The 24,805-nt window shown below is 59.5% G+C and carries 26 protein-coding genes; 6 read left to right on the top strand and 20 right to left on the bottom strand.

All coding sequences use genetic code 11. The annotated features are described in order from the left end of the window. The 5 genes from LG281_RS15100 to LG281_RS15080 form a co-directional block, all read right to left on the bottom strand. The gene (locus LG281_RS15100; protein WP_404402102.1) at positions 1 to 552 is read right to left on the bottom strand and encodes a TRAP transporter small permease; all 552 of its coding nucleotides are present in this window, start codon (positions 550 to 552) and stop codon (positions 1 to 3) included. Between the two features lie 120 nt (positions 553 to 672). Further along, on the bottom strand, positions 673 to 1,650 hold the full coding sequence (locus LG281_RS15095) for a TRAP transporter substrate-binding protein (protein WP_404402100.1): 978 nt from the start codon (positions 1,648 to 1,650) through the stop codon (positions 673 to 675). A gap of 308 nt (positions 1,651 to 1,958) precedes the next feature. Further along, positions 1,959 to 3,095, bottom strand: a complete 1,137-nt coding sequence (locus LG281_RS15090) for a mandelate racemase/muconate lactonizing enzyme family protein (protein WP_404402098.1) — start codon at positions 3,093 to 3,095, stop codon at positions 1,959 to 1,961. Further along, a complete protein-coding gene (gene kdgD, locus LG281_RS15085; RefSeq protein WP_404402096.1) occupies positions 3,092 to 4,000 on the bottom strand; it encodes a 5-dehydro-4-deoxyglucarate dehydratase in 909 nt (302 codons plus the stop codon). Before kdgD ends, LG281_RS15090 begins: the two co-directional genes overlap by 4 nt. A gap of 270 nt (positions 4,001 to 4,270) precedes the next feature. Then, entirely contained in the window at positions 4,271 to 4,993 is a 723-nt protein-coding gene (locus LG281_RS15080) for a FadR/GntR family transcriptional regulator (RefSeq protein WP_404402094.1), read from the bottom strand. Between the two features lie 211 nt (positions 4,994 to 5,204). Here LG281_RS15080 and LG281_RS15075 point away from each other — a divergent pair, with 211 nt between their 5' ends. After that, positions 5,205 to 6,002, top strand: coding sequence for an NAD-dependent epimerase/dehydratase family protein (locus tag LG281_RS15075; RefSeq protein ID WP_404406775.1), 798 nt, complete (start codon positions 5,205 to 5,207; stop codon positions 6,000 to 6,002). 243 nt (positions 6,003 to 6,245) lie between these two features. Here the strand turns inward: LG281_RS15075 and LG281_RS15070 are convergent, their stop codons facing one another. Continuing rightward, positions 6,246 to 7,169 carry a GntR family transcriptional regulator gene (locus LG281_RS15070; RefSeq protein WP_404402092.1) on the bottom strand — a complete coding sequence of 308 codons (924 nt, stop codon included), beginning with the start codon at positions 7,167 to 7,169 and terminating at the stop codon, positions 6,246 to 6,248. A 250-nt stretch (positions 7,170 to 7,419) separates the two neighbouring features. On the opposite strand from LG281_RS15070, the gene LG281_RS15065 reads away from it, so the two are divergent. The 3 genes from LG281_RS15065 to LG281_RS15055 all read left to right on the top strand — a co-directional run bounded on the left by LG281_RS15065 (position 7,420) and on the right by LG281_RS15055 (position 10,099). Next, positions 7,420 to 8,352 carry an ABC transporter permease gene (locus LG281_RS15065; RefSeq protein WP_404406773.1) on the top strand — a complete coding sequence of 311 codons (933 nt, stop codon included), beginning with the start codon at positions 7,420 to 7,422 and terminating at the stop codon, positions 8,350 to 8,352. Beyond that, positions 8,352 to 9,113 (top strand): ATP-binding cassette domain-containing protein, encoded by a 762-nt coding sequence (locus LG281_RS15060; protein ID WP_404402090.1) that lies wholly within the window; start codon positions 8,352 to 8,354, stop codon positions 9,111 to 9,113. The genes LG281_RS15065 and LG281_RS15060 overlap by 1 nt, the downstream gene beginning before the upstream one ends. A 74-nt stretch (positions 9,114 to 9,187) precedes the next feature. After that, complete coding sequence (locus LG281_RS15055; protein WP_404402088.1) at positions 9,188 to 10,099, top strand: sugar ABC transporter substrate-binding protein; 912 nt, start codon at positions 9,188 to 9,190, stop codon at positions 10,097 to 10,099. Between the two features lie 130 nt (positions 10,100 to 10,229). Here the strand turns inward: LG281_RS15055 and LG281_RS15050 are convergent, their stop codons facing one another. From LG281_RS15050 to LG281_RS15020, 7 genes are all read right to left on the bottom strand, one after another. Then, positions 10,230 to 11,768, bottom strand: a complete 1,539-nt coding sequence (locus LG281_RS15050; RefSeq protein WP_404402086.1) for a UxaA family hydrolase — start codon at positions 11,766 to 11,768, stop codon at positions 10,230 to 10,232. A gap of 11 nt (positions 11,769 to 11,779) precedes the next feature. Further along, the gene (locus LG281_RS15045) at positions 11,780 to 12,778 is read right to left on the bottom strand and encodes an aldo/keto reductase (protein ID WP_404402084.1); all 999 of its coding nucleotides are present in this window, start codon (positions 12,776 to 12,778) and stop codon (positions 11,780 to 11,782) included. A 147-nt stretch (positions 12,779 to 12,925) separates the two neighbouring features. Next, entirely contained in the window at positions 12,926 to 14,056 is a 1,131-nt protein-coding gene (locus tag LG281_RS15040) for a mannitol dehydrogenase family protein (RefSeq protein ID WP_404402082.1), read from the bottom strand. After that, positions 14,053 to 15,060: a zinc-binding alcohol dehydrogenase family protein gene (locus LG281_RS15035; protein WP_404402080.1), complete on the bottom strand. Its 1,008-nt coding sequence runs from the start codon at positions 15,058 to 15,060 to the stop codon at positions 14,053 to 14,055. The genes LG281_RS15040 and LG281_RS15035 overlap by 4 nt, the downstream gene beginning before the upstream one ends. A 25-nt stretch (positions 15,061 to 15,085) precedes the next feature. Beyond that, a complete protein-coding gene (locus tag LG281_RS15030; RefSeq protein WP_404402078.1) occupies positions 15,086 to 15,871 on the bottom strand; it encodes an ATP-binding cassette domain-containing protein in 786 nt (261 codons plus the stop codon). A 68-nt stretch (positions 15,872 to 15,939) separates the two neighbouring features. Then, positions 15,940 to 16,887, bottom strand: coding sequence for an ABC transporter substrate-binding protein (locus LG281_RS15025; protein WP_404402076.1), 948 nt, complete (start codon positions 16,885 to 16,887; stop codon positions 15,940 to 15,942). Between the two features lie 41 nt (positions 16,888 to 16,928). Further along, positions 16,929 to 17,951 carry an ABC transporter permease gene (locus tag LG281_RS15020; RefSeq protein WP_404406772.1) on the bottom strand — a complete coding sequence of 341 codons (1,023 nt, stop codon included), beginning with the start codon at positions 17,949 to 17,951 and terminating at the stop codon, positions 16,929 to 16,931. 231 nt (positions 17,952 to 18,182) lie between these two features. On the opposite strand from LG281_RS15020, the gene LG281_RS15015 reads away from it, so the two are divergent. After that, positions 18,183 to 19,091 carry an FCD domain-containing protein gene (locus LG281_RS15015; protein WP_404402074.1) on the top strand — a complete coding sequence of 303 codons (909 nt, stop codon included), beginning with the start codon at positions 18,183 to 18,185 and terminating at the stop codon, positions 19,089 to 19,091. A gap of 142 nt (positions 19,092 to 19,233) precedes the next feature. Here LG281_RS15015 and LG281_RS15010 read toward each other — a convergent pair whose 3' ends face one another. The 3 genes from LG281_RS15010 to LG281_RS15000 all read right to left on the bottom strand — a co-directional run bounded on the left by LG281_RS15010 (position 19,234) and on the right by LG281_RS15000 (position 20,488). Then, the gene (locus LG281_RS15010; RefSeq protein ID WP_404402072.1) at positions 19,234 to 19,527 is read right to left on the bottom strand and encodes a hypothetical protein; all 294 of its coding nucleotides are present in this window, start codon (positions 19,525 to 19,527) and stop codon (positions 19,234 to 19,236) included. Positions 19,528 to 19,545: 18 nt separating this feature from the next. Then, positions 19,546 to 19,845 (bottom strand): hypothetical protein, encoded by a 300-nt coding sequence (locus LG281_RS15005; RefSeq protein WP_404402070.1) that lies wholly within the window; start codon positions 19,843 to 19,845, stop codon positions 19,546 to 19,548. A gap of 235 nt (positions 19,846 to 20,080) precedes the next feature. Continuing rightward, a complete protein-coding gene (locus LG281_RS15000; protein WP_404402068.1) occupies positions 20,081 to 20,488 on the bottom strand; it encodes a nuclear transport factor 2 family protein in 408 nt (135 codons plus the stop codon). Positions 20,489 to 20,560: 72 nt separating this feature from the next. Here LG281_RS15000 and LG281_RS14995 point away from each other — a divergent pair, with 72 nt between their 5' ends. Next, entirely contained in the window at positions 20,561 to 21,154 is a 594-nt protein-coding gene (locus LG281_RS14995; protein ID WP_404402066.1) for a TetR/AcrR family transcriptional regulator, read from the top strand. Here the strand turns inward: LG281_RS14995 and LG281_RS14990 are convergent. The 4 genes from LG281_RS14990 to LG281_RS14975 form a co-directional block, all read right to left on the bottom strand. After that, on the bottom strand, positions 21,145 to 21,405 hold the full coding sequence (locus LG281_RS14990) for a hypothetical protein (protein ID WP_404402064.1): 261 nt from the start codon (positions 21,403 to 21,405) through the stop codon (positions 21,145 to 21,147). The two genes, LG281_RS14995 and LG281_RS14990, sit on opposite strands and share 10 nt — an antisense overlap. Before the next feature lie 51 nt (positions 21,406 to 21,456). After that, positions 21,457 to 21,816 (bottom strand): IclR family transcriptional regulator C-terminal domain-containing protein, encoded by a 360-nt coding sequence (locus LG281_RS14985; protein ID WP_404402062.1) that lies wholly within the window; start codon positions 21,814 to 21,816, stop codon positions 21,457 to 21,459. A gap of 566 nt (positions 21,817 to 22,382) precedes the next feature. Then, a complete protein-coding gene (locus LG281_RS14980) occupies positions 22,383 to 23,660 on the bottom strand; it encodes a glycerate kinase (RefSeq protein ID WP_404406770.1) in 1,278 nt (425 codons plus the stop codon). Between the two features lie 31 nt (positions 23,661 to 23,691). Continuing rightward, a complete protein-coding gene (locus tag LG281_RS14975; protein WP_404402060.1) occupies positions 23,692 to 24,594 on the bottom strand; it encodes an aldehyde dehydrogenase family protein in 903 nt (300 codons plus the stop codon). Positions 24,595 to 24,805: the final 211 nt, after the last annotated feature.

Raw genomic sequence — 24,805 nt, 5'->3', positions numbered from 1 at the left:
CTATACCTTCTCGAAGCCATTTTCGCCGACATCGGTATCGCCGGGATCGTCATCCGGATTTAGGCCCGTCCAGCGCTGAAGCAGCCGCTCCACCGTGAAAAGGCAGACGAGGCCACCACCGGCAACGATCGGGAAATAGGAAAGGCCGCCAGGCACCCCGAGTGTCGGAATGGTCGCCGACCACGCAGCGTAGGAAAGCTGGCTGCCATAGACGACCATACCGATACCGAAGGCCATAACCACCACATCCGAAATCGAGCGGAAGATCATCTTTCCCACGCGGGGCAGAAAATAGAGCAGAACATCGAACCCGAGATGATATCGCTCGCGCACGCCCACCGCGGCGCCAAGGAAAATGAACCACGCCATCAGCATGACCGAAAGGGCCTCGGTATACCGCGGGGTCGAGCCCAGGACATAGCGCCCATAAACCTGCCAGGCGACTGCCGCCGTCATGAGGATCAGGCCCGCACCGGCCACCCAAAGTGCCACTGTTGTAACCACGGAAAGCACTGCGCTGTATCCGCGTAGGAACGACTGCATGCCCTTCATCCTCCACCCTCCCCCAGCGCCTTGGCTAGCGGCGTTTGTTGCTGACCGGCCTTGGCCGGACACCGATACGAAATGGGCGCGGGTGCCTCAGCACATCCGCGCCCAACAAGCAATGATATGCTATTGGACAGCCTGGATACGGGCCACCAGATCCTGAAGTTCCGGCGTATCCACGTACTGCTCATAGACCGGGCCCATGGCGTCGATGAACGGCTGCTTGTCCACCTCGATGATCTCGGATCCCATCGCAACGGCTGCGGCCATGGCGTCGACCACTGCGGCATCCCACAGTTCCCGCTGATAGCTAACGCTGTCCCTGGCGGCCTGCCGGACCAATTCCTGGTCTTCAGGTGACAGTTTGTCCCATGTCGATCTGGCCATAACCAAAACCTCGGGAACGATCAGATGCTCATCGAGCGTGTAGTACTTTGCCACTTCCAGGTGAGCAGACGAAAGGTAGCTCGGCGGATTGTTCTCCGCACCATCGATGACGCCCGTCTGGATTGCGGAATATACCTCACCATAGGGCAGCGGCACGGCGTCGGCGCCCAGCGCGTTGACCATGTCGACAAACAGGTCCGACTGGATGACGCGGAACTTCTGGCCGGCCATGTCGTCGATCGAGCGGACCGGCGTGTTGGAGGTGTAGAAGGAGCGCGCGCCGGCATCGTAATAGGCCAGACCGACAAGGTCGTGCGGCTCGAAGGCGGCGAGAATGTCATCGCCGATGTCGCCATCCATCACCTCGCGCATATGATCGATCGACCGGAAGATATAGGGCAACGACGGGACCCGCGTTTCCGGCACGAGATTGTTGAACGGGCCAAGCGAGACTCGGTTGAGGTCGATCACGCCGAAACGGGTCTGTTCGATGGTGTCAGCTTCCTCGCCGAGCTGCGAGGAGTGGTAGACTTCAATGGCAATCCGGCCACCAGAGCGTTCGGTCAGAAGCTCGCCCATATATTTGACGGCTTCCACAGTCGGATAGCCATCGGGATGCGTATCCGATGAGCGCAGGATAATTTCCTGGGCGACCGCCGCCGTCGATAGGCCGGCCAAAACGGCAACCGACGCGGTTACCTTGATAAAGATATTCATAAGTACTCCTCCTTTTACGTCCGGGCCCCTGTTGAATGCGACCCATGTCTCCCAAGTCCGGCAACGCGGCACGTCGCTCTCCAAAAGCATCACCCGCTGCATGTAATACTGCTATGCAGGAGCGCGATCAATGTCAACATACTAATTTCAATTTTGTATGATAACTTATGATCATGATCAGGCGCCTGGTTGGCACGGCAGCCCTTGCCGCACATCCGGGCAGATACAGACGCATCTGCGCGCCGATCGTGCTGGTGGGTGTCAGAGAACTTGCTGCTCGCGAAAACTTGCAGCCGAGTAGCCGAGCATCAATCTGTTCTGGGTGCGAATTCCTTGAGCGCGTCGCGGTCGATCTCGATACCGAGGCCGGGGCCGTCGGGAATCGCAACCCAGCCGCGCTGGTGTTCGAGCGGGGTTTTGACCACGGCCTGACGAAAAGGATTATCGGTACGATCGAATTCGAGGATTGGCTCGATAGGCTTGGTGCGCACCGGGTTCGGGACCATCGCTGCCATGAACTGCAAAGCGGCGGCGATCTGGACTGCCGTGCCCCAAACATGGGGGATGAGGCGGACGCCGTGAAGTGAGGCGAGGTCGGCGATCCGCCGGGCTTCGGTGAAGCCGCCGCAGCCGCACAGGTCGGGCTGGGCGATATCGATGCAGCGGGTTTCGATGGGTTCGCGCATTCCCCAGCGGGTATGCCAGGTCTCACCGCCAGCAACCGGGATGGGTTGACCAGCGCGAACGGCGCGGTATGCGTCGAGTTGCTCGGGAATCACGGGCTCCTCAAACCAGTCTATGCCATACTCGGCGGCCTTCTTCCCCAACTCGATGGCTTCGAGGGCGTCGTAGCCATGATTGGCGTCGATCATCACGCGCATGTCATCGCCCGCCGCCTCGCGGACAGCCTTGATTGTGCGCAGGTCTTGCTCGACGTCGAAGCCGATCTTGATCTTGGTGGCGTGGAAACCCTCAGCGCGGTAGCGCGCGACGTCGGCGGCGTTGTCCTCGACCCGGTCCGCTCCATCACGCTTGAACGAGCCGGTGGCGTAAGCGCGGACGGACTCGCGGAAGCGGCCGCCGAGGAGTGTCGAGACCGGCACGCCGAAATGCTTACCCTTGATATCCCAAAGCGCGACGTCGATGCCCGAGAGCGCCGTAACCGTCAGGCCGCGCTGGCCCTGATCGCGCAGGGCATTGTAGAGCGTTGCCCAGAGCTTTTCGGTTTCGAGCGGGTTCTGGCCGACAAGCCATTGCTTATAGATGCCGACAATAGCGGCGTTGGGGACGGCCGGGCCGAGACACTCGCCCCAGCCGGTGATGCCGTTGTCGCATTCGATCTCGACAAGCACATGCAGCCGTCTGTCAAAGCGCATGGACGCACTCTCGAAGGCGGTTTCAAGAGGGTGCTCGAGCAGATGAGTGCAAACGTTGACGATCTTCATCGCTTATAGGGCGCAATCAGAGCCGCCAGCATCTCTTCCTCTACTGGCGTCAAATCCGATAGGGGCGCGCGAACGGGACCTGCGTCAAAGCCTTGCAGTCGAACGCCGGCCTTGATGGCGGAAACGGCGTAACCCTTGGCGCGATCGCGGATGGCCATGAACGGGTAGAAGAAGTCCTTGAGGATTTCTTCGCAGCGCGCGCGATTGCCGCCGCGCAGCGCCTTGTAAAACTCGACAGCGAGGCCGGGAACGAAATTGAAAACCGCAGAGGAATAGGTGGTGAACCCGGCGCCGAGATAGGCTTCTGCAAAGAGTTCAGCGGTCGGCATGCCGCCGAGATAGGTGAGCCGGTCGCCCATCGTTGAGGTGATCTGGCGGACAAGACCGATGTCGCCCGAACCATCCTTGAAGCCGATGAGGTTTGGGCATTCGTCGCATAGGCGCTTGAGCGTGTCTGGCTGGATGATTGAGTTGTCGCGATTATAGACCATCACGCCGATACCGATGGACTGGCAAACTTTCCTGATGTGGTGGTAAAGCCCGTCCTGGGGCGCATCGATCAGATAATGAGGCAGAAGCAGGATACCTTCAGCGCCTGCTTTTTCGACCGAACGGGCGATGGAGACGGCGACTTCCGTGCCATAGCCGCAGCCCGAGACGATGGCCGTACGACCGCCGGCGGCTTCCTTTGCGGCGCGCACCACATCGGCAATTTCATCAGGCGCCAGCGAGAAGAATTCGCCTGTGCCGCCAGCGGCGAACAGGGCCGTGGCTTCGTAGCGGGAGAGCCATTCAACGTGTTGCTGGTAAGACCCGGCATTGAAGCGCCCCTGGGCATCGAAATGGGTGACGGGAAACGAGAGCAACCCGGCTCCGAGAGCCTCTTTCAGTTCAAAAAAATCCATCGCCATCATAATCCCTAGCAGCCATCGTTGTGATGCTGACTGGCATACAAACCTGCATGACTTATGTCAACAGCTTGTATGATATCTTTTCAGTAAAGGTCCGGCAACACCCTCGCACACCGTTCTCGCCTTTCCGACTAAAGCCGGAACTCAGCACAAAATTTCAACGATGCGGGTGTGGAAAGTGGGCCTCCGGCTTTCGCCGGAAACGCAAGGCGGGAGCGCTACGGTCTTGAACCTCCAGACCGGCCCGTAGCCGATCCCGATGCCCTATACGTCCCTGAGCAACGCGCGATAGCGCCGTTGGCTGCCCTGAAGGTGTTCACGCATGGCCTCGCGAGCGGCTTCCGCATTGCCGTCGGAGATTGCGGAAACGATTTGACCATGTTCATCATGGATTTGCGTGAGGTAGGCTGGCGAGGAGCGTCCTTTTTCTGCCGACTGAAGAGCGGCGCGAGGGATGGCGTCCTGACCCATCAACTCGACAAATTCAAGGAAACGAGGATTGTTGGTTGCCCTGGCGATTGCCTTATGGAACTCGAAATCGGCAGCACTTGTGGGCGCGTCCCGGGCAATACATGCTTGGATAGCGGCGTGCTTTTCGTGGACTTCTTCTTCCTGCGCGGGGGAGCGGCGTAGCGCAGCAAGGGCAGCCGCTTCCATTTCGACCGCGCCACGCAGTTCGAGCAATTCAATTATCGAGGAAATGCGGGCGTGATCGATGTTCTTGAAGGGCTGGGCGTGGGCGGCGCCGGACTCGAGGACGAAAATGCCGGCGCCGCGGCGGGGCTCGACCAGGCCATCAGCGCGCAGGGCCGCTATGGCTTCACGCACGACGGTGCGGCTGACGCCATGGACTTCGGTGAGCTTTGCTTCGCTGGGAAGCTTGTCACCAGGCTTGAACTGGCCTGCAAGAATCGCCGCGCGCAATGTCCTGCTGACCTGCACGACTAACGTGCCCCCATTGGCGGCTTCCTGGTTATCGGCATCCATGTAGCTTTTCGCGTCGACGCGTTAGCCCCGATTCCCTCGTTTTCCGGTAGTGTCTGACACATGCCCTGTCTTGAACTGTCAAACAGATACATCGCACATCTCAAAAGTAGTCAGACAGATTGACGTATCCTATCTTATCTTTATGTTCACCGCAAACGCCAACTCCGGCGGCGTAGCGGACCTGCGCCTGCCATTACCGAAAGGAACCCTCATGAAACGATTGTTGATCACGGGCGCCGCAGGCGGCATGGGCACGGTAATGCGCTCAAAACTTGCCCATATGGCGGATATCATTCGAATCTCGCACCGCAGCCCAATGGCAGTCGGACGCGAGGGGGAAGAGTTCGCCCTGTGCGACCTCGCTGACCGGGATGCAGTGTTCAGCGCGGTCGAAGGGTGCGACGGGATTGTGCACCTGGCAGGTGTCGCGGCCGCAGACAAGTTCTCTAACATCGTCGACGGCAATATTGTGGGGCTCTACAATCTCTACGAGGCTGCGCGCGCAAACGGGATGCCGCGAATCCTCTTTGCCAGTTCCAACCATACGGTCGGATTTTATCGCCAGGACCAGCGTCTCGATGCCAAGGCGGCGGCCCGGCCAGACGGGCTCTATGCCGTATCTAAATGTTTCGGCGAGGCGCTCGCGCAGATGTATTATGACCGGTTCGGGCAAGAAACAGCCATCGTCCGGGTCGGATCCTGTTTCGACAAGCCGCGCAATTACCGTCAACTTGCTACATGGCTGAGCTATGATGATTTCGCTTCGCTAACCGAGCGCGTGTTCGCGGTATCGCGGTTGGGATGTCCGATCATTTGGGGGGTGTCGAACAATGCGGCCAGCTGGTGGGATAATTCGCACGTGGCTTGGCTTGGATGGGTACCAAATGACAGCGCGGAGGCGTTCCGGGCGGAAGTCGAGGCTACTGTGCCGCGCCCGGACGCAACCGATCCAATTGCGCTCTATCAGGGCGGCAATCACGTAACCGATCCGATCTACGAGGACGACTGACATGCTTTTGCGGCATTGCTAGCGCAAGCTCGAACTTGCGACTGAATTTTCTTCCCTGCATTCGCAAACTCCGGCTTTGTCAAAAGCACCTTATCCCGGTGTCCATGAAACCGACAGCAGGTCAGGTCGTGCCAATTTCCGTAAATGCGGGATTAGAGGCAAAGCACTAAACCGCAGGTACGATAGTATGGGTCTTCACGGCGGCGCTCCTGGCTTCCGGGTCGCAAGGGGCGACAAAACGCGTTACCGCAGGTTGGATGAGGCCGTCGAAACCTGATCTGCTCTCATCGTTGACCGTAAGAGGGTTTGCTTGGCTGAGGCCAGGTGGGCTCTGCAGGCCAGCTCGATCAGTGACGGGTTTCGGCTTTCCAGGGCGTCGATATAGGTAATGTGCTCACGGATGGCTACCGCGTTGCGCGTTTTCTCGTCGCGTTTGTTCCATTGATAGTGGTAGTGGAAAATCAAGCTGATGATGCCGTAGAAGTCGTCGACAAACCGGTTTGGAGCAGTCGCATTGATGAAACGATGGAATCTGTTGTCCAGATCGGAAAAGTCGTGAAAGCGTCGATCGATGTCGGCGAGCAGCGCCTCGTGCTCCTCCCGTAGAGCCTTTAGCGTGTTCCATTCCGGCGCGGCGGCGGGCAAAGCGCCCAGGGCCCGCGCCGAACGCAGCTCGAACATCTCCCGGATTTCGAACAGTTCCAGGGCGAAGGCCGTTGTAAATCCTTTGAATAACCACCCGGCATTTGGACGTTTCTCGATCAGTCCGTAGTGTTGAAACCGGTTGAGAAACTCCCGGATCGCACCGGTTGCGACCCCGAACTCCCGCGCCAGTTCGCGCTCATTGATCAGTGTGCCCGGACGCGTGTCGTCGCGCAGCATCCATTCCATGAACTGCGTTTCGACCTGCTCGGATTGGGGAATGGTCTCGGCTTCGGGATACGGCTCCACTCTCTTGCCCGTGACGGCATACGCGCGATCGTGTTCGTAAGTAGCGACCACACCCTTTTGTGCGAGCTCCATCAATACCTTGCGGACCGTTGTCCGGCTCACCCCCAGCCGCCCGCTCAACGCGGTCTCGGACGGAATCGGTTCTCCCGGTCCAAGAGTGCCCATCAACTCCAGTGCGTCATTAAATGCCCTCTTGAAAACGGCATCGGTCTTCATGGCGCCTCCACGAACGGTTCATTACCAGATAAAACGCCATTGACGAAGTAATATTAGTGGTGTTTTATCGATAAAGAACAAAAATATTATTACTCGCTATAACCCTACAGAGCGGGATGAGGAAACGGTGTCAACACGCATTCGTACGAGTGAACCGTCCGATAATACCGTCGACCGCGGCGCGGGGCCCGGGTTTGCGGGCGCGTCGACTCTCTCGATCGGGTTGCGCCTGCTCAGTGTCGGACCGGTGCTGATCCTGGTAGCGTTAATCATCGTCGTTGGCCTGTTCACCCCCAATTTTCTCAAGCCTATCAACCTCAGCAACATCCTGGCGCAAACGGCTGTGATCGCCATTGTGGCAGTGGGGCAGCATATCGTCATCCTGACACGCGGTATCGACCTGTCGGTGGGCGCGAACCTTGCGCTGGCGACGGTGATGGGCGGCCTTTTGTACCGGGTCGTGGATTCGGCCACGCTGGTCATTGTGGTCATGGTGCTTTCCGGCGCACTTGTCGGCGCCGTCAATGGCCTGGTCTACGTGTTGGGGCGGTTGCCGCATCCGTTCATCATCACGCTGGCTACGCTGAGCATCTGCCGGGGCCTAGCGCTGCAGTTCTCCATCGGTCACACCACCATGCGCGGCATGCCGGAGGCTATCGGTGCGCTCGGCAGCAGCTCCTTCCTCGGGGTTCCCAACTCGTTCTTTGTGGTCGCCGGTGTGGTGATCGTGGTGTTCTTCATAGCCCGGTTCATGGTCTGGGGCCGATGGCTCTACGCGGTGGGCGGCAAGCCCGAAGCGTCCGTGCAGATGGGCATTCCCATCAATTGGGTCCTGGTTTCGGCGTATGTGATCTCCGGCATCTGCGCCGGTATTGGTGCCGTGGTTCTGGCCGGGCGGACCGAGGCGAGTTCGCCGCTTTACGGGAATCTTCTCGAGCTCGACACCATCGCGGCGGTGATCATCGGCGGGGCGAGCTTCCTCGGCGGGCGTGGCCATATTGGCCATGCGCTGGTGGGGGCAGTGATGATCGGTGTGATCCGCAATGCCCTCAACCTGATGAACGTGAACGTCTTTTTTCAGATGATCGCTATTGGCGCGATCATCGTCCTCGCCGTCGAGGCCGATGTCCTCAGAAACCATCTCGAAGGCCGCGTCCGCGCCCTGCAGGCGAGGAAAGCGTGATGACCGAGCCGGCCGCCCCCGTTCTAACCGTTATCCGGGCGCACAAGCGCTTCGGCGCCGTCAATGCCCTGCAAGATGTCAGCCTCGAGGCCTATCAAGGCGAAGTGCTGGCTCTTCTCAGCGACAACGGGGCGGGTAAATCCACGCTGATCAAATGCATCAGCGGCATTCATGCCCTGGACGAAGGTGAAATCCTCATTGATGGCGAGCATGTGGCACTGCATTCGGCTGCCGCCGCACGGCAGGCCGGGATCGAGACCGTCTATCAGGACCTGGCCCTGTTCGACAATCTGACACCGGCGCAGAACTTCTTCTGCGGCCGCGAGATCGGATTCCCGAAATGGCTGCCCCTGGGTCTTAGAGTTCTCGATTCCAGGGCAATGGAGCGGCAGGCAGAAGAGGTCATCGAACGGCTCCGGGTGCGGTTACCGCGCAAGGATGCAACCGTCGCGCTGATGTCGGGAGGCCAGCGCCAGGCGATCGCCGTGGCACGCGCCACCGTGTTCGCGCGCAAGGTCGTCATCCTGGACGAGCCAACCGCAGCGCTGGGATTGCGGGAGTCGCGCAAGGTGCTCGACCTCATTGTGCAGCTCAAGGCTGAGGGCAACGCGGTGATTTTGATCACCCACAACATGGAACATGTCATCGAGCTCGCCGATCGGGCGGTTGTCCTCCGTCAGGGACGCAAGGTTGGCCAGCTCAAACCCCGGCGCGATAATCAGCAGCATATGGTTGCGATGATCGTAGGCGCCGAGGGTTGACCGCAATCGCCTGCCAGGGGCGGGCGATGACCAGTCGTTCTCACCACCGAGACGACGTTGAAGGGAGGAAAGTTATGAACCTGAAACTGCTGCTCGCAGGGTTGTTCGTCACTGCGGTGACCACCGGACCGGCGCTGGCCCAGGACGTTACCATCGGATTTATCACCAAATTCCCGGTCCCGTTCTTTGCAACCATGGAAGACGGCGCCCGGGAAGCCGCTGAAGAAGACGGCAACATCGCACTCGTCTTCGGCGTTGGCGAATCCGCGACCGACATCGAGGGCCAGATCCGGCTCATCGAGTCCATGGTCGTGCAGGGAGTCGATGGCATCGCCATAACCCCGGTCGATCCCACCGTTGCGTCCACGCTCGACCGCGCCATCGAAAACGGCGTGAAAATTGTTCTGATGGACAACGATATCCCGGATTGGGATGGCCGGACGGCGCTGGCGACCACCGACAACTACGCCGCCGGCGTCATCGCCGGAGAATATCTGGCCGGCGTCCTTAGCGATGGGGATACGCTCGGCATTCTTGAGGGTGTCCCGGGCGTTCCTGCTCTCGACGACCGTGTGAACGGCATGCTCGAAGGCCTGACGGGGGTCAATGTGGATATCGTCGGCCGCGGTGCGACCAACTGCACCGAGGAACTCGGCATCAGCGTTGCCGAAGATCTGCTTACCGCCAATCCCGAGTTGAAGGCGATCTATGCGGCATGCGGTCCTCCAGCCGCCGGCGCTGCCCGTGCGATCGAGAACGCCGGGATTTCCGGAGACGACATCGTGCTGGTCGGCTTCGACTTCTGCTGCGGCGAAGCCGAGGCGCTCGCGGCGGGTCTGGAAGACGCCACCGTGGCGCAGTTCCCGTTCAATATGGCAAAATATGGCGTTGAGGCGCTTGCCGCGGCTCTTCGCGGTGGTGAGGTCGAGTCCCTGATCGATTCGGGTGCGGCTCTCGTCACCCCGGACAATATGGATGAATTCTAGCAAAACCATTCGGAGCCGGGCACTCCCGGCTCCGAACCCATGGCGTTGTACGGCAAGACATCAGTGGCGATTGCGGGCGACGTGGACGCTTTTGCGCCAAGCCGTCTGGGCCAGCGCAACGTCCGGTCCGCTACATCACGGCACCAACTTGCCAGGGCGCGAATTCGCTGTCGCCATAGCCGAGGAGTTCGGATTTGGTTTTCCGGCCTGAAGCAACATCCAGGATATGGGCAAAAATCTCGGCGCCCTTGGCTTCAAGCGTCACGCCTTCGAGGACATCGCCGCAATTAATGTCCATGTCGTCAGTCATGCGCGCATAGAGATCGGAATTGGTCGCGAGCTTGATCGAGGGAACCGGCTTGCATCCAAATGCCGAGCCGCGACCGGTCGTAAAGCATAGAACGTTGGCTCCGCCTGCGACCTGGCCGGTTGCCGAGACCGGATCAAAGCCCGGAGTGTCCATGAAAACGAAGCCGCGCTCGCGCACCGGCTCGGCGTATTCGTAGACTGCGTTGAGCGGTGTCGTACCGGCCTTTGCCGCGGCGCCGAGGGATTTTTCCAGGATGGTGGTGAGCCCGCCGGCCTTGTTGCCCGGGGAGGGGTTGTTGTTCATCTCGCCACCGTTGCGGGCGCAGTAATCCTCCCACCAGCGAATGCGCTCAATGAGCTTTTCGCCGACGCCCCGGCCTGCGGCCCGGCGGGTCAGAAGGTGTTCGGCGCCGTATATCTCCGAAGTTTCCGAGAGGATGGCGGTGCCGCCCTGGCGCACCAGCATATCGACCGCAACACCAAGCGCCGGGTTTGCGGTGATGCCAGAATAGCCATCCGAGCCACCACATTGCAGCGCGAGGATGAGCTCCGATGCGGGGATAGTTTCCCTTTGCGCCCGGGCGGCGATGGGCAACATCGCCTTGACGCGTTCGACACCTTGCTCGATAGCCTTGCGCGTCCCGCCTTCGCCCTGGATGGTCATGGTCTGGAAGGTATCGTCTTCGGCAATGCCATACATCTGTTTCATGCGGCCGATCTGGAAGACTTCGCAGCCCAGCCCCACCATCAATACCGCCGAAAGATTGGGATTGGCCGCGTAACCCCATTGGGTACGCGCGAGAATGTCGAAGCCTTCACCCTTTCCCGACATGCCGCAGCCAGTACCGTGAACGAAGGAGACGACGCCGTCGATCGACGGATAGTCGTCGAGAATGCCCGAACGGTTGACGGCTTCGGCGATATAACGCGCGACGGTGGCTGAACAGTTCACGGAGGTGAGGATGCCGATATAGTTGCGTGTGCCAACCTTGCCGTTTGGGCGACGAAAACCCTCGAAGGTTGCGCGATCGGCAGCTGGAACGAAGTCAACCGGCTGGACGGCAGCGCCGAAATCATAGTCGCGCGCGAATGCGCCGTCCTCTGCTCCCATGCCGCAATTGTGCTCGTGCACCCATTCCCCCGGGGCGATTGCGCTGGTGGCGAAACCAATGATTTGACCGAACTTGCGGACCGCGTCACCTTCGGCGATGGGCGCTATGGCAACCTTGTGTCCCTTGGAGACGCGCTGGCGCGTCGCCACGCCGCTTGCGACATCGATGTTGGAAGCGAGATTGTCGATGGCGACGGCTACGTTGTCGGTGGCATTGAGCACAATCGCGGGAAAGGTCTGCGTATGCATCTTAGTTCCGATCAGTCTAGTGCGGGCGCGGGCAGAGGCACGTCTCCGGCCAAGATGCCTTCCTCGACCAAAGCCTGCCAGAAGTCCACTGGAATTGGCGTGTCGAGATAACTCAGGGTGCGTGTCACGCTTTCGGGGCGCGTCATGCCGAAAACGACGGCTGCAACGACCGGGTGACCTAGAGAGAACTGGGCGGCTGCGGCCGGCATGTCGACGTCGAACCGGTTGCAGATATTTTCGATGGCCTGCACTTTTTCGACCACGTCCCGGGGCACTGCACCATAGTCGTATGTCGCACTCGATACGCCCTTGGCAAGCACGCCGGAGTTAAAGACGCCGACATTGACGATGCCAACGCCTTTCTTATGGGCCATGGGAAAACAGTCGGCAATTGCCGGCTGCTCGATTAAGGTGTAGCGGCCTGCCAGCATGACGAGGTCAAGGTCGGTCTCGGCCATGAAATCCGCGGCGACCTCGGATTCGTTTACCCCGATGCCGATGGCCTTGACGACGCCCTGGCTTCGCAGTTCGTCCAAGGCGCGGTAGGCGCCTTGGAGGGCAATGCGGAAGTGGCGGTCAAAATCGGCTCCGAGATTACGCCGGTCGATGTCGTGGATATAGACGATGTCGATATCGGCCAGGCCCAGTCTGGAGTGGGACTGCTCGAGGGCGCGCATGGTTGCATCGTAGGAATAGTCCAGTACCGGCATCAGATCGAGCGGCGCACTCCACATGCCATGATCGTAGGTCCGGCCGCGTGGGGGCACGAGATAGCGTCCGACTTTCGTGGAAAGGACATACTCGTCTCGGGGCTTGCCGCGCAGGAAGGTCCCTACGCGAAGCTCGCTCAGCCCAAAGCCATAGAGCGGCGAAGTGTCGTAGTAGCGCAGCCCACCGTCCCAGGCGGTCTGTAGCGTCTCGTGCGCTTCGACATCGCTGACCGTGCGTGTGAGATTGCCGAGACCGGATGCACCGAAGCCGAACCGGGGGAGATTGAAACGTCGGGTCATGACCATGCGGTCCCGTAAAATGCCTGGAAGGTGCTTGCCAGGGTGCACACAGCCTCATCGGGCAACAGGTTTTGCGCCCAACCTGCCTCGACCCCTTTGCGCGCATCCTTAAACGCGGCGCACCGAGCATAGTGCGAAAACCGTGCCTCAAACCGCATTGCGGCGTTCTCCTGCCGTACGCAAAAAGTCACCAAAAGCGGCCCGCAACCGGGGGAAAGCCGACTGCCCCGGAATTTGCGTTTCGGCCCAATCGAGAAAACCCTTCGCACGGCGCTCGATCTTGGCTTCGTGGTTGGTTGCGATGTCGGCTAACCGGTGGTCCAGGAAAGGATTGGCGAAACGCTCCTTGCACTGGCGCCAATATGCCTCTGCGTCATCGGCGGCAGGAAAAGCCGGCACGATTTCGCCGCTTAATATGGCGTCGAGCCATTCGATCGTATGCGGGTCGGCAATAGACTCCCGAACCGTGAGATCGGGTGCCCCTCCGTAATCACGCCAGCGTTGAGCCAGGAGTGTGTGGCCGAGATTGAGCATGAAGAGCTTCTTGCGTTCGATCGACCCCAGATCGGATACGACCTGGATTTGATCGTGTGTGCACGGCGGCACGAAACCGGGTTGAGCCTCGAGAGCCCAAAGCGCGTAGGGTTCGGCCACTGCGCCAACGGGGGCGAGAGGTTCGGACACAATGCGGTCGACGAGGGCGTTCACGAACACGCACCGCGCTTTGATCCAATCGGAGAAAGCGGCTGCGTCTTGCCGCATTGCGGCAAGCTCTAGAATGATGCTGCGCAGTGTGTCTCCGTTTCTCGAAATCAACTCGCAAGGCATGATGACAACTGGTGCGCCGGTCGCGCTCCAGCGCTCATGGAGCAGCGCTGTCAGGAGTTCGGGAAAGCTCGACCAATTCTCCAGCGTGGGATCGGGGGATTGCGGTAGCGCAAATCCCTTGTCGCCGGTATTGCTCAAGACATAGCCGGCTTCGACAAACGCGGTGCGCAAAGCTCTAGCGTCGGTACGGGCGGAAAGCCCTGCGACGATGCCATCGACCATGCGAGTCTCGTCACGGATTGTCCCGTTCTCAAGTCCGCGGATGCGAATGGGGAAAGGCTCACCCCTGTCAAACGCGGCGATGCGGGCGCGGCTGGCGGCGGAGCCTGTGGTTTCCACAATCGTGACCGTTCCCACATCCTGCCCCGAACGCCTGGCTTCAGAGAGTATGAGATCAGCGTGTGCCTGAAGGAACCGGCTTGTCCCGAACTGGACAATCGACGCACTCATGCCACCTCCACGATGGCCTTTATGACCGTGTCGCGGTTGTGGAGCAATTCGCCGAACTGCTCGGGTAGCTCATCGAGTGGCATCGCGTGTGTGCGTACGGCGCTGGTATCAATCTCTCCCGATTTCAGCGCCGCGACGACCGTCTCGAAATCCTCTCGCGTCGCGTTGCGGCTCCCAACAAGTTTCATTTCCCGTTTGTGGAACTCGGGATCGGCGAAGCTGACGGTGTCCGTGACGACGCTCACAAGGACATAGGTACCACCGTGGGCGACATAGTCGAATCCAGCCTCGATGGCCGCGACATTGCCGGTCGCATCGAACACAGCATCGAAGCCGTCACCTTGGGTATGCGCCAGGATCGCGTCCTTGCCGTCGTTGATGGTCATCGTGCTGTCGAACCCGAACTTGCCGGCAATCATCTCCAACCGCGTCCTGTTGGCGTCGAGCAAATGCACTTCCGCGCCAAGCAGGCGGGCGAAAAGGGCTGTCCCGAGGCCGATCGGGCCGACCCCTACGATCAGAACGCGGTCGCCGGCCGCGATCTCCGAGCGCCGTACCGCATGTGCGCCGATCGCTAGAAATTCGACCATTGCAGCCTCAAAAGGTTCGAGGCCGGCGGCGGGGTAAAGGTTGTCCCGGGGCACATAAATACGCTCACACATACCACCGTCCCGGTGCACCCCGAGGACGCCTATAGAGTAGCAGCAATTGGGCTTACCGCGACGGCACGCCCGGCAGGTTCCGCACGCGATATAGGGGTTGACGATGACGAGGTCGCCCTTTGCGAAGGCCCCCGCGTCCTCAGCGACATACCCACTCAACTCATGGCCCATAACGCGCGGATACCGCAGATAGGGGTGCTTGCCTTCGAAGATGTGGTAGTCGGTGCCGCAGATGCCGACGTGACTGATATCGACCGGCACCCAGTCGGCACCCGGACTGACGGGGGCGTCACGTTCCTCGAAACGGAACGTTCCAGGCTGCTCGCAAACCAAGGCTTTCATGTCGCTAAGTCCTAACCGGTGATGTTCAGGCTGCCGCCCCGCGCGGGCTCCAGCCTTCAGGCAGCGCACCCTTGATGATGAGACTGAGGATATCGTCTTGTGTTACGTCGGAAATCCTGTACGAGCCGACATTGCGCCCGTTGTTCATGACCATGATGCGGTCACAGAGCCGGAAAACGTCCTGCATATCATGGCTGACAAGAAATATCCCGATGCCTTCATCGCGAAGTTTTTGTACGAGTTCGGCGACCATTTCGGTTTCCGAAGGGCCAAGTGCCGCGGTCGGCTCGTCCATAATCAGCGCACGGACATTGAAGTGGATGGCGCGTGCAATCGCGATGACCTGCCTCTGCCCCCCGGACATCCTGACCACCGGGTCGGCCAAATTCTTGAAATTGGGGTTAAGGCGCTGAAGGACATCCCTGGCTTCCTCGTACATCCGTTTGTCGTCGAGATTGCCGAAGCGCGTCTTGAGTTCGCGCCCCAGGAAGAGATTGGCAGGTGCGTCCAGATGATTGGCGAGGGCCAGGTTCTGATAGATCGTCTCGATACCATGCTGACGGGCCGCGGTGGGGCTGGCGATTTCGATCTTTTCGCCATCGAGGTAGATTTCGCCCGAAGAGGGGATCATTGCGCCTGAAAGCATGCGCATGAGGCATGATTTGCCCGCGCCGTTATGCCCGAGAATACCGACGACTTCGCCAGGATAGAGATTTACGGACACATTCCGGACCGCTTGCACGCCACCGAAATGCTTGCAGATGTCGCGCATTTCAACGAGGGGCGTCGCGCTGGAATTGGAAGTGCTCATATTCGTGCCTTCTCGGTCGGAAGAGAGAACGGAGGGCGGGCGGCAGGCCCGCCCTCCGAAGCCTTGGTCTAGTAGAGAACGTTTTGGGCTTCCGCGGAGTCGATGTTGTCCTTGGTCACGAGAACGACGCCGGTATTGATGAACTCCTCGACCTCTTCGCCGGCCAGAAGGCTGGCGATGGTCTGGACGCCCATTTCGCCCATCTGGAACGAACCCTGCACGGCGATTGCCTCGAGCACGCCATCGCGGACGAACTGCTGAAGGTCTTCGTTGCCGTCAAAGCCGAGCGCGACGAGCGAGCCTTGGCGGCCGGCCTGAACGATGGCGCGGCCCATGCCGACAGCAGTTGGCTCGTTGGCGCCAAAGATCCCGTCGAGCTCGGGGTAAGCCGAAAGAACATCAGTCGTCTGGTTGAGGGCGGTCGCCATCTGGGACTGCGAATAGAGCGTATTGACGATTTCGATGTCGGAGTTGGCTTCGATATAGTCCGTAAAGCCACCGACACGGCCGATCTCGGATCCGACGCCCGGCACATACGACATGATCGCGATCTGGCCTTCAGGGCCGACGGCATTGATCATGGTCTGGGCCATCAGCTGGCCGGCAGCGTTGTTGTCGGTCGAAAGGAAGGCCTGGTAATAGTCTTCCGCGCCTTGAGCGAGTGCAGAGTCGATGATCACGACCGGAATGCCGCTTTCATAAGCGCGTTGGACCGCCGGAACCAGTGCCTCGGGGTCGGACGGGGCGAGGACGATACCGGCAACGCCGCGGTTGATGGCATTTTCCACCATATTGACCTGTGCCGCGATGTCGGATTCCGATGCGGGGCCGTCAAACGTCATGGTGTAGCCGTCGAGGCCGTCAATGCCCGCCTGCGCGCCGCGATTGACGTTCTGCCAGAAGTTTGAGCTCGTGGTCTTTACGATGACCGCGATCTCCTGGGCCACGGCTGCCACAGGCGTAAATGAAAGGGAAATGGCACCAGCGAGCGCCAGGCTACGAAATACGGACTTCATTGTTTCCTCCTGATAAAAGTCCAAGGTGAAGTGGGCGCGTCTCAGCGCCGATTGCGCAACTGGTCAACATAGACGGCTCCGATAACCACGCAGCCGATGACGATCTGCTGGATGAAGGCGGAGACGCCCGCCATGTTGAGCCCGTTGCGCAAAATTCCGATGATGAAAGCACCGATCATGGTGCCCGAAATCGAGCCGACCCCGCCCATCAGCGAGGCGCCCCCGATCACCGCGGCGGCGATCGCATCGAGTTCGTACATGACGCCCTCGTTGGGTTGAGCGGTGACGAGACGCGACATCAAGACAATACCCGCGAGCCCCGCAAGGAAGCCCGAAAGGGAATACGCGGTCAGCTTGGTCTGCTCGACGTTTACGCCCGAAAGCCGCGCTGCTTCTTCATTGGAGCCAACGGCGTACACATGGCGCCCAAACTGACGCCGCTTGAGTATGTAAGCGACGAGGACAGCCATCGCGAGCAGAAGGAGAGCCGGGAACGGCACCCCTGGGAATACCATACGCGGCAGGCCGTTGGCCTGGGTTTCGATAATGCGAAACAAGGCACCGTTGCCCAGCCAACCGAAATCGGCGCCGAGTTGGGAGACAGGCGAGGCTCCCGTAAGTTGCAGGGCAACGCCGCGGGCGATCATCATCATGCCCAGCGTCGCAATAAAAGGGGCAATCCGCAGACGGGTGACAACGAAGCCGTTGAAGAGCCCGCATAGCGTGCCCACGATCAAGCCGCCACCCATGCCGATCGGAACCGGGAGACCGGCCTTGACCAGCAGACCCGCCGCCGTTCCCGAAAGGGCAAGAACCGAGCCCACGCTCAGATCGATGCCGCCGGTCAGGATCACGACCGTCAGCCCGATGCCGAGCAAACCGATAACCGAGGTCTGAAGCAGAACGGTCATTGCGTTGTTGACGCTAAGGAACGCGCTATTGAGAAACGCGAAGGCAACGATCAGCCCAAGAAGAGTCGCCAAGGCCGAGATGCGATGCAGCATTTCCGCCTTGACGGGCAGGCCGGACGCTCCACCTGCCAGCGAAAATCGTCCAACACGCATTTCGCTTGAAGAAACCTTCATCGAGCGATCCTCCCAAAAAGACGAAGCCACACCAGTGGCCGGGCGCGCCGCTTCATGCGTCCGTCAGCCCTTGTTTTTTTGCGACCGGCTGGCCGACGCGGCAATCAACGCACGGGGACAGTCGGGCGGTCAACTGTTTTTAATAATTAATATACAAAACGAAAATATCGTCTTATAATACAGATGGTTGAGTTGAGAATGGTATCTTTCATGGCGCGCTCAAATGATCGCTTCAAAGCGGCTTTCAATCAGTTGGTAGATGCTCTGGGGAGGGAAAAAGTGGGCTACGAGCTCCCCTCGGAGACCATTTTGGCACGTGAACTGGGGGTCAGCCGGACGATTGTCCGGGCCATTCTGGAGCGATTGAGCAAGACACGGATCATTTCATGGCGCGGACGCCGCAAACGGTTGCAGCGCCTCCCTCGCGAGGAAGACAGATTTTCCGAAAGGGAAATTGAAAACCTTACGGAACGTCTCGAGGGCAAGTTTTTCGAATGGATACTGCGGACCGACGTGGCCCCCGACACGCGCCTTAACGTCTCGCTTCTGGCCCGCCAATTCGAAACCACGCCCCACGCATTGCAGGACTTCCTCACGCATTTTTCGCGCTTCGGCATCATCGAACGACGACCTTCAGGGGGATGGATTCTTCGCGGGTTCACCCCCGAGTATGCGATTGAGTTGTCCGAATTCCGGGAAATGATTGAGCTTGAGTCGGTCCGTAGGCTGATAGAGATGCCCGGCGACCACCCGGTCTGGGCGCAACTCGATACGATCGAACAGGATCACTGGGCTTTGGTTGACGCGATAGATACACGGTATCGGGACTTCTCGGCGCTCGACGACCGCCTTCACACGACAATTAACAGCGTCCAGAGCAACCGGTTTGCGCGCGAGTTTCAGTCCCTTATTTCGATGATTTTCCACTACCACTATCAATGGAACAAGCGTTCTGAGAAGCAGCGGAATGCAGTAGCAATTGGGGAACATCTGAACTATATCGATGCTCTCCGTACCCGCGACTGGATAAAAGCCCAGCGTGCCGCCTCTTCTCATTTGGCAACGGCGCGCAAAACCCTCCTGGCGTCAATAGGGACTACCAGGCCGCCTGCGATCTGACAGGTGCGCCTAGATTTGGCGGCATAGCATGCGCTCTCAGCCCAATAAACCCGGGTTGAGCGGGATCGACCAGCTCTGCGTGGATACGTTCGAGGCGCTTTTTCTGGATCGTCGAATGAACACCGCCCATCGGTTCGAAAAGCTAGTAGAGCTTGCGCACCGAGATCCGGAAATTTGCGGCGATTGTCGCGGCCGACAATACCGGGTCTTTTACATGAGCATCAATATGGCGTTGGATCCGCTGCGCCAAAGCGTTGTTGAGCGTGTATTCGGTGGCTGCCAGGGGTGCGCCATTCATCGCTGTTGCGAGCAGATCCACAGTGGGGCTAATGATCGCTTGCCCCTGAAGGCGCGTCATCCTGGGCAGCTTGCGCTCCATCGCATACAGATACTGACGCAGGATTGCGACCAGAGGCTGACGACCATCAAAGACCATTGCACCGGATCAGCCCGGCTATGCGAGTAACGCGTCCACCAAACGGCGTGGTATGATAAAGCCAAGTGTGTGACAGGTGGCGCCGGGCACCTGTGCCCAGGCATGAAAGGTCAGGGGTTCGGCCTCGTCACGCATGATCATATCACCCGGTCGTGCCCGCCGATCCAGTTCAGGGCAATAAAACATGCCGTCCTTGATGAAGTTCACGGAATAACAATCGCCACCACCAAGCCCGACATGGTAACGTGATCGCTTGAATTCCTGGGACACGGTCTCAAGGGCTCCGAAAAACGCTTCGCCAAGATACCAGGCCTGCATACGCGTGCGCAGTCGCTGTTCTGGCACGTCGTGAAGGCGAATATCATGAGTGGTTCCTGGCCTCGTGCCAGACTGCCAAGGCCTATTTCAACGGCAATTTACGCGCGTCAAAAACCGAGGACGGCACGGCATCGTTCCGCCGTGCCACCAGCATATTGTCCGCCTGATTGTCCCCGTCGTCTTGCATGTTGCGTTCCGTTTCCTGCACTTTGGAGCGCCTTGGATCGTCGCACTGTCAGAGGGCGTCGAAGCAATCGTAGTTGCGAAGTTTTATGACCTTCCCTTCGCGGAATTCGAAAACGGCCACGCATTGTGCCCGAAGTTTCTGCCCTGCCCGCAAGGGCGGAAGGTCCGTTACGACGGTTCCATGCCAAACCATTTCCAGAACGACGATATCTCCGTGCGCGACGGTGTTGAGAATGTCGTATTTCTGTTGCTCGATAATCCCCTTGGACTTGTCAATATCCGCCTTGAGCGCGCTCAGGTCGCGGACCTGGCCGGCCGGTTTGAACGCATTTGGCATTTCGATCTGCTCAACGTCCGGGGCAAAAAACCCTTCCATCTTGCCGCCATCCATGGCTTCAACGGCACGCACAAAGCTCAAGGCCGCCGTTACGTTGGTCTTTTGGTGTATTGATTGCATCTTATCATCCTACTAGAACGTTGTTCTAATCTGATCACTAGAACATCGTTCTAACATCGTCAAGGACCCACCATGGCTAATCGCCGTCAAGATATTCTGGATGCCGCTTTGCCAATCTTTGTCGAAAAGGGATACATCGGCACCACGATCGCCGATATTCGCAAGGCCAGCGGCGCCACCACCGGCAGCATCTATCATTTCTTTTCCGGGAAGCCGGGCCTAGCGGTCGCTCTTTGGACAGATGCGAACGCCTTGTGGATGACGCGAGCCGAAGCCCAGCGCCAATCTCGCACGCCGAAGGAAATGGTAACAACAACGGTGCGCGCGCTCTTGGAATGGGCCACGGCGAACCGAGACCTGTTCCTGTTTTTCGAAGAGTTGCGTATCCGAGCCCATTCAGATCCCGAATTGCGGCCTATCCTCGATGAGATAACACAGACGCATGACGCTGCGGCCAAGGTCTATCGAGATTGGGCTGCACAAGGACAGGTGCGGGATATGGAGTGGCCCGTCGCCTCCGCTCTCATCGTGGGACCGGCCTATGACTATCTCAGAAAATGCGGACACATGTCCGATCACGGCGCAGCCATCGAAATGCTGGTGGAGAACGCTTGGAATTCTGTAAGCCTTGACCCTCAAGACTCCGACCGAAATAGTCACTTGTAGGAAAAGAGCACAAAGCTGACGGTCTGTGTCTTTGAGTGCACGTCTGCTTCCAAAACTCCGTTGATCAAAAGCTGACTGTCCGCTTCCCCGAAGGGTTTCAGCTGCCGATAGGCGCCCGAAAGTCCGGGAAGACCGAACCCCTGAGCCACGGGCTGGATGCTATGGGTTTTTCTGGAATTCGCCGGTTCGGAGGCCGTCGGCAGGTGATGGCGGAGCGGCGGCACCTGAGTCGCGCGCAGCGGCGAAGCCATCCGAGGTTGCCCAATTTCTCCACAACACCGAAAACTCCGTTGCGGAAACGATTAAGACTGGAGGGATAAGCGGCCCAGTTCTGAAGTGATCTCGCGCGATGAATTCTGCAAACCCGCAAGATAACGGTCCACTGCCTCTGTCCGGCTGCGAAACGCTGAGGTAAAATAGGTCATCCCTAAACTAGCAGCGACACGCCCCTGCTCGTTGAATACCGGCACAGCTAGCGTATTGGAATTACTGGGTTCAACGTGCGCCGCACGCTCAGCAAAGCCCTGCTTCCGAACGCGCTCGATCAACTTCCAAAGTCTATATGGATCGCGCGCCAACCCATTTTCATTGTCGGGGCTGTGCGAAAGCATTTCGATGGTCAATTCGATCTGTTCGTCCGGTGCAAACGCAAGATAGGCCAAGCCCAATCCCCGGTAAAAGAGCCCCAGCCGCATGTTGACCGTCTTGTGAAAGGGGGACATCGCGCTATCGGGAACGGTGGAAAACCGACCCACCACAGCATCGGTATCAAAAATGGCAATCGCGATAGGCCATTGATGCGCGCGCGTCTATGCACCGCCCAAGCCCGTCCCGCTTCAACGACCAGCGGGGCCTTGTGATACCCGGAACTCAATGAGTCGACCAATGCCGTCACTTGGTAGTCACCCTGGCGTGGGTCATTGTCGACACCTTCGGATATTCCCGGCGATAAGCGACAAGCAACTTTCGGAGAAACCCTGCGATTGAGGTCAGGACGCCGATCCTGACGGTCCCCGCTTCCGCGCGACCGGCAGCGCAAACCGAACGGCGCGTCTGCTCCAGTTGCCGAACCGCCGGCTCCACATCATCCAGGAAACGCTGCCCCGTCTTTCGCCAGCGTTTCGGCAATAACGCGTCCCAATCCACGCGATACACCCGTCACCAATACAGTCTTCGTGATCACTTCCCGTAGAATGGCTCCATCCGCGGAGCCGTTTTTTGCTCCGCGTCAGGAAATCAAAATGGCGCGGAAATCATTGACATTGGTTCGCGTGGGCCCCGTAACCAGTAGGCTCTGGGCGGCATCGAATGCGCTCCAGGCATCATTGCCGGCCAGCAGCGATTTGGGGTCGGCGCCTGCGGCGCGAATGCGATCGGCCGTTGTCCCGTCGCAGAGCGCACCGGCATTGTCTTCGGTACCGTCGCGGCCATCGGTGTCGGCTGCGAGCGCGTAAATGCCGTCGCGCCCGGCGATATCGAGCGCAAAACCAAGCAGGAATTCGCTGTTTCGCCCGCCCTTTCCCTTGGCTCGCACGGTTACCGTGGTCTCGCCGCCGGACAGCAGCAGACAGGGCGCGGTGAAAGGCTGGCCGCGATCTTTGATCTGAAGCGCGAGCGCCGCATGCACGCGGCCCGCGTCGCGAGCCTCGCCCTCGACGCGATCCGACAGGATGTGAACATCGTAACCACTTCGGCGAGCCTGCGCCGCGGCGGCCTCCAGCGAAACCTGCGCGCTGCCGATCACATGGCACTGCGCCGTGCCAAGGCGAGGATCGTCAGGCATCGGCGCCGAGCAATCCGGGTTGTCCAGCCATCGCATCAGTCCATCGGGCAAAGCCATGCGGTAGCGTGTGACGATTTGCCTTGCCTGATTGCTATCAGTCTCGTCGGCGATAGTCGGCCCGGAGGCCACGAGATGCAGGATATCACCGGGGATGTCCGACAGGACCAGCGTGCGCACCCGCGCAGGATGAGCCGCGGCCGCGAGACGGCCACCTTTAATGGCCGAAAAGTGCTTGCGTACGCAATTCATCTCGGCAATCGATGCGCCGGACTTCAACAGCGTGTCGTTGAGCGTCTGCTTATCGGCCAGATCCAACCCGCCGGCCGGCAGACACAGCAGCGCAGAACCGCCGCCCGAAATCAGCGCGACGAGTTGATCGTGCGGCCCCAACTCTTGCGCAAGCGCGAGGATGCGTTGCGCCGCCAAAAGGCTGTTATCATCGGGGACCGGATGTCCGGCTTCGATGGTCTGGATATCCCGGCATGGTTCGCCATAGCCATATTGGGTGACGACCACACCTTCGAGTTTGCCCCGCCCTGCATGGTGCCAGGCTGCCTCGAAAGCCCGCGCCATTGCCGCTGAACCCTTCCCGGCGCCAACGACGACGGTGCGGCCGCCGACAGGCTCGGGAAGAAACGTGCCGATCACGCGTTGCGGCTGCGCGGCGGCGACCGCCGCATCGAACAGTTGGCGCAAGAGCGCGTCGGCTTGCTCGGACGTCATGGTGCAGGACTGTGCGTTCATCACGGCAGTGCTATTTGACCCAGTGGTCGCGCTTGCCGAGGGCGATGTGGACCGATTTGACCTCAGTATATTCTTCCACGCCGTAGACGCCTGTCTCCCGTCCATTGCCCGATTGCTTGAAGCCACCGATCGGAAGCTCCGGCCCGCCGGCGATTGTCGTATTCACCCAGGTGCGGCCCGCCTCAACGCGGCGCATGGCGCGAATGGCCTTGTCGAGATCCTTCGTCCAAATGCTTGCGGCAAGACCGAAGATGCTGTCATTGGAGATTTCGATGGCCTCTTCGAACGTCTCGAAAGTCTGCATGGCCAAAACGGGGCCGAAAATTTCGTCACGAGCCACCGCCATCGTCCGTTCGACGTCAGTCAGAAGCGTCGGTAGCACGAAGCGTCCATGCTCGGTCTCAGCTGCACCGCCGCCACAGGCGACATTGGCTCCATCCTGCTTCCCGCTTTCGATGTAACCAAGAATTTTCTCGAAATGCTGCGGTGAAACGATAGCACCGAGCTGTGTTTGGGGATCGAACACATCGCCCATCCGGACACGTTTCAGCTTGTCTGCGACCAGCGCCGCGAATTCTCTCGCAATCGACTTTTCGACGACCAGCCTGCTGCCCGATACACAGCATTGGCCCGCATTGAAGCAGAGGCCGAACACAACACCATCGGCGGCATCTGCGAGATCGGCATCGGCGAAAACCACCTGCGGGTTCTTGCCGCCCAGCTCCAGCCCGAGCTTTTTGAAGTTTCCGGCAGATGCGATCAGCGCCCTGCGGCCAACATCGACCGAGCCGGTGAACGACAGCATGTCGATATCGTCATGCTCGGTGATCGCCTGGCCGACCTCGGGGCCCATGCCCGTGACGACATTGAACACACCAGCCGGCATGCCGGCATCGGACAAAATCTCGGCCATGCGCAGCGTCGTTGTCGACGTCAGTTCGCTTGGTTTGCGGACATCGGTCACTGCTTTGAAGGGCGGATAACACGCAAAGGAGCATCCGCCGAAAACAATTCGAAGCGCACGAGGCCCGACCTTGAACACCACACCACCAACAAACTACGGAGTATCGTGCGCGCTTTGGCGCGGTTGGCGGCAAGGCAGCACCATGCGGTGTCTTGTTTGG

Origin of the sequence: Pelagibacterium halotolerans, from assembly GCF_044811015.1 — a bacterium.
In the GTDB taxonomy this organism is placed as follows: domain Bacteria; phylum Pseudomonadota; class Alphaproteobacteria; order Rhizobiales; family Devosiaceae; genus Pelagibacterium; species Pelagibacterium halotolerans_A.
Note: the sequence above shows the minus strand (reverse complement) of the source record. Positions and strands in the feature narration are given on the sequence as shown.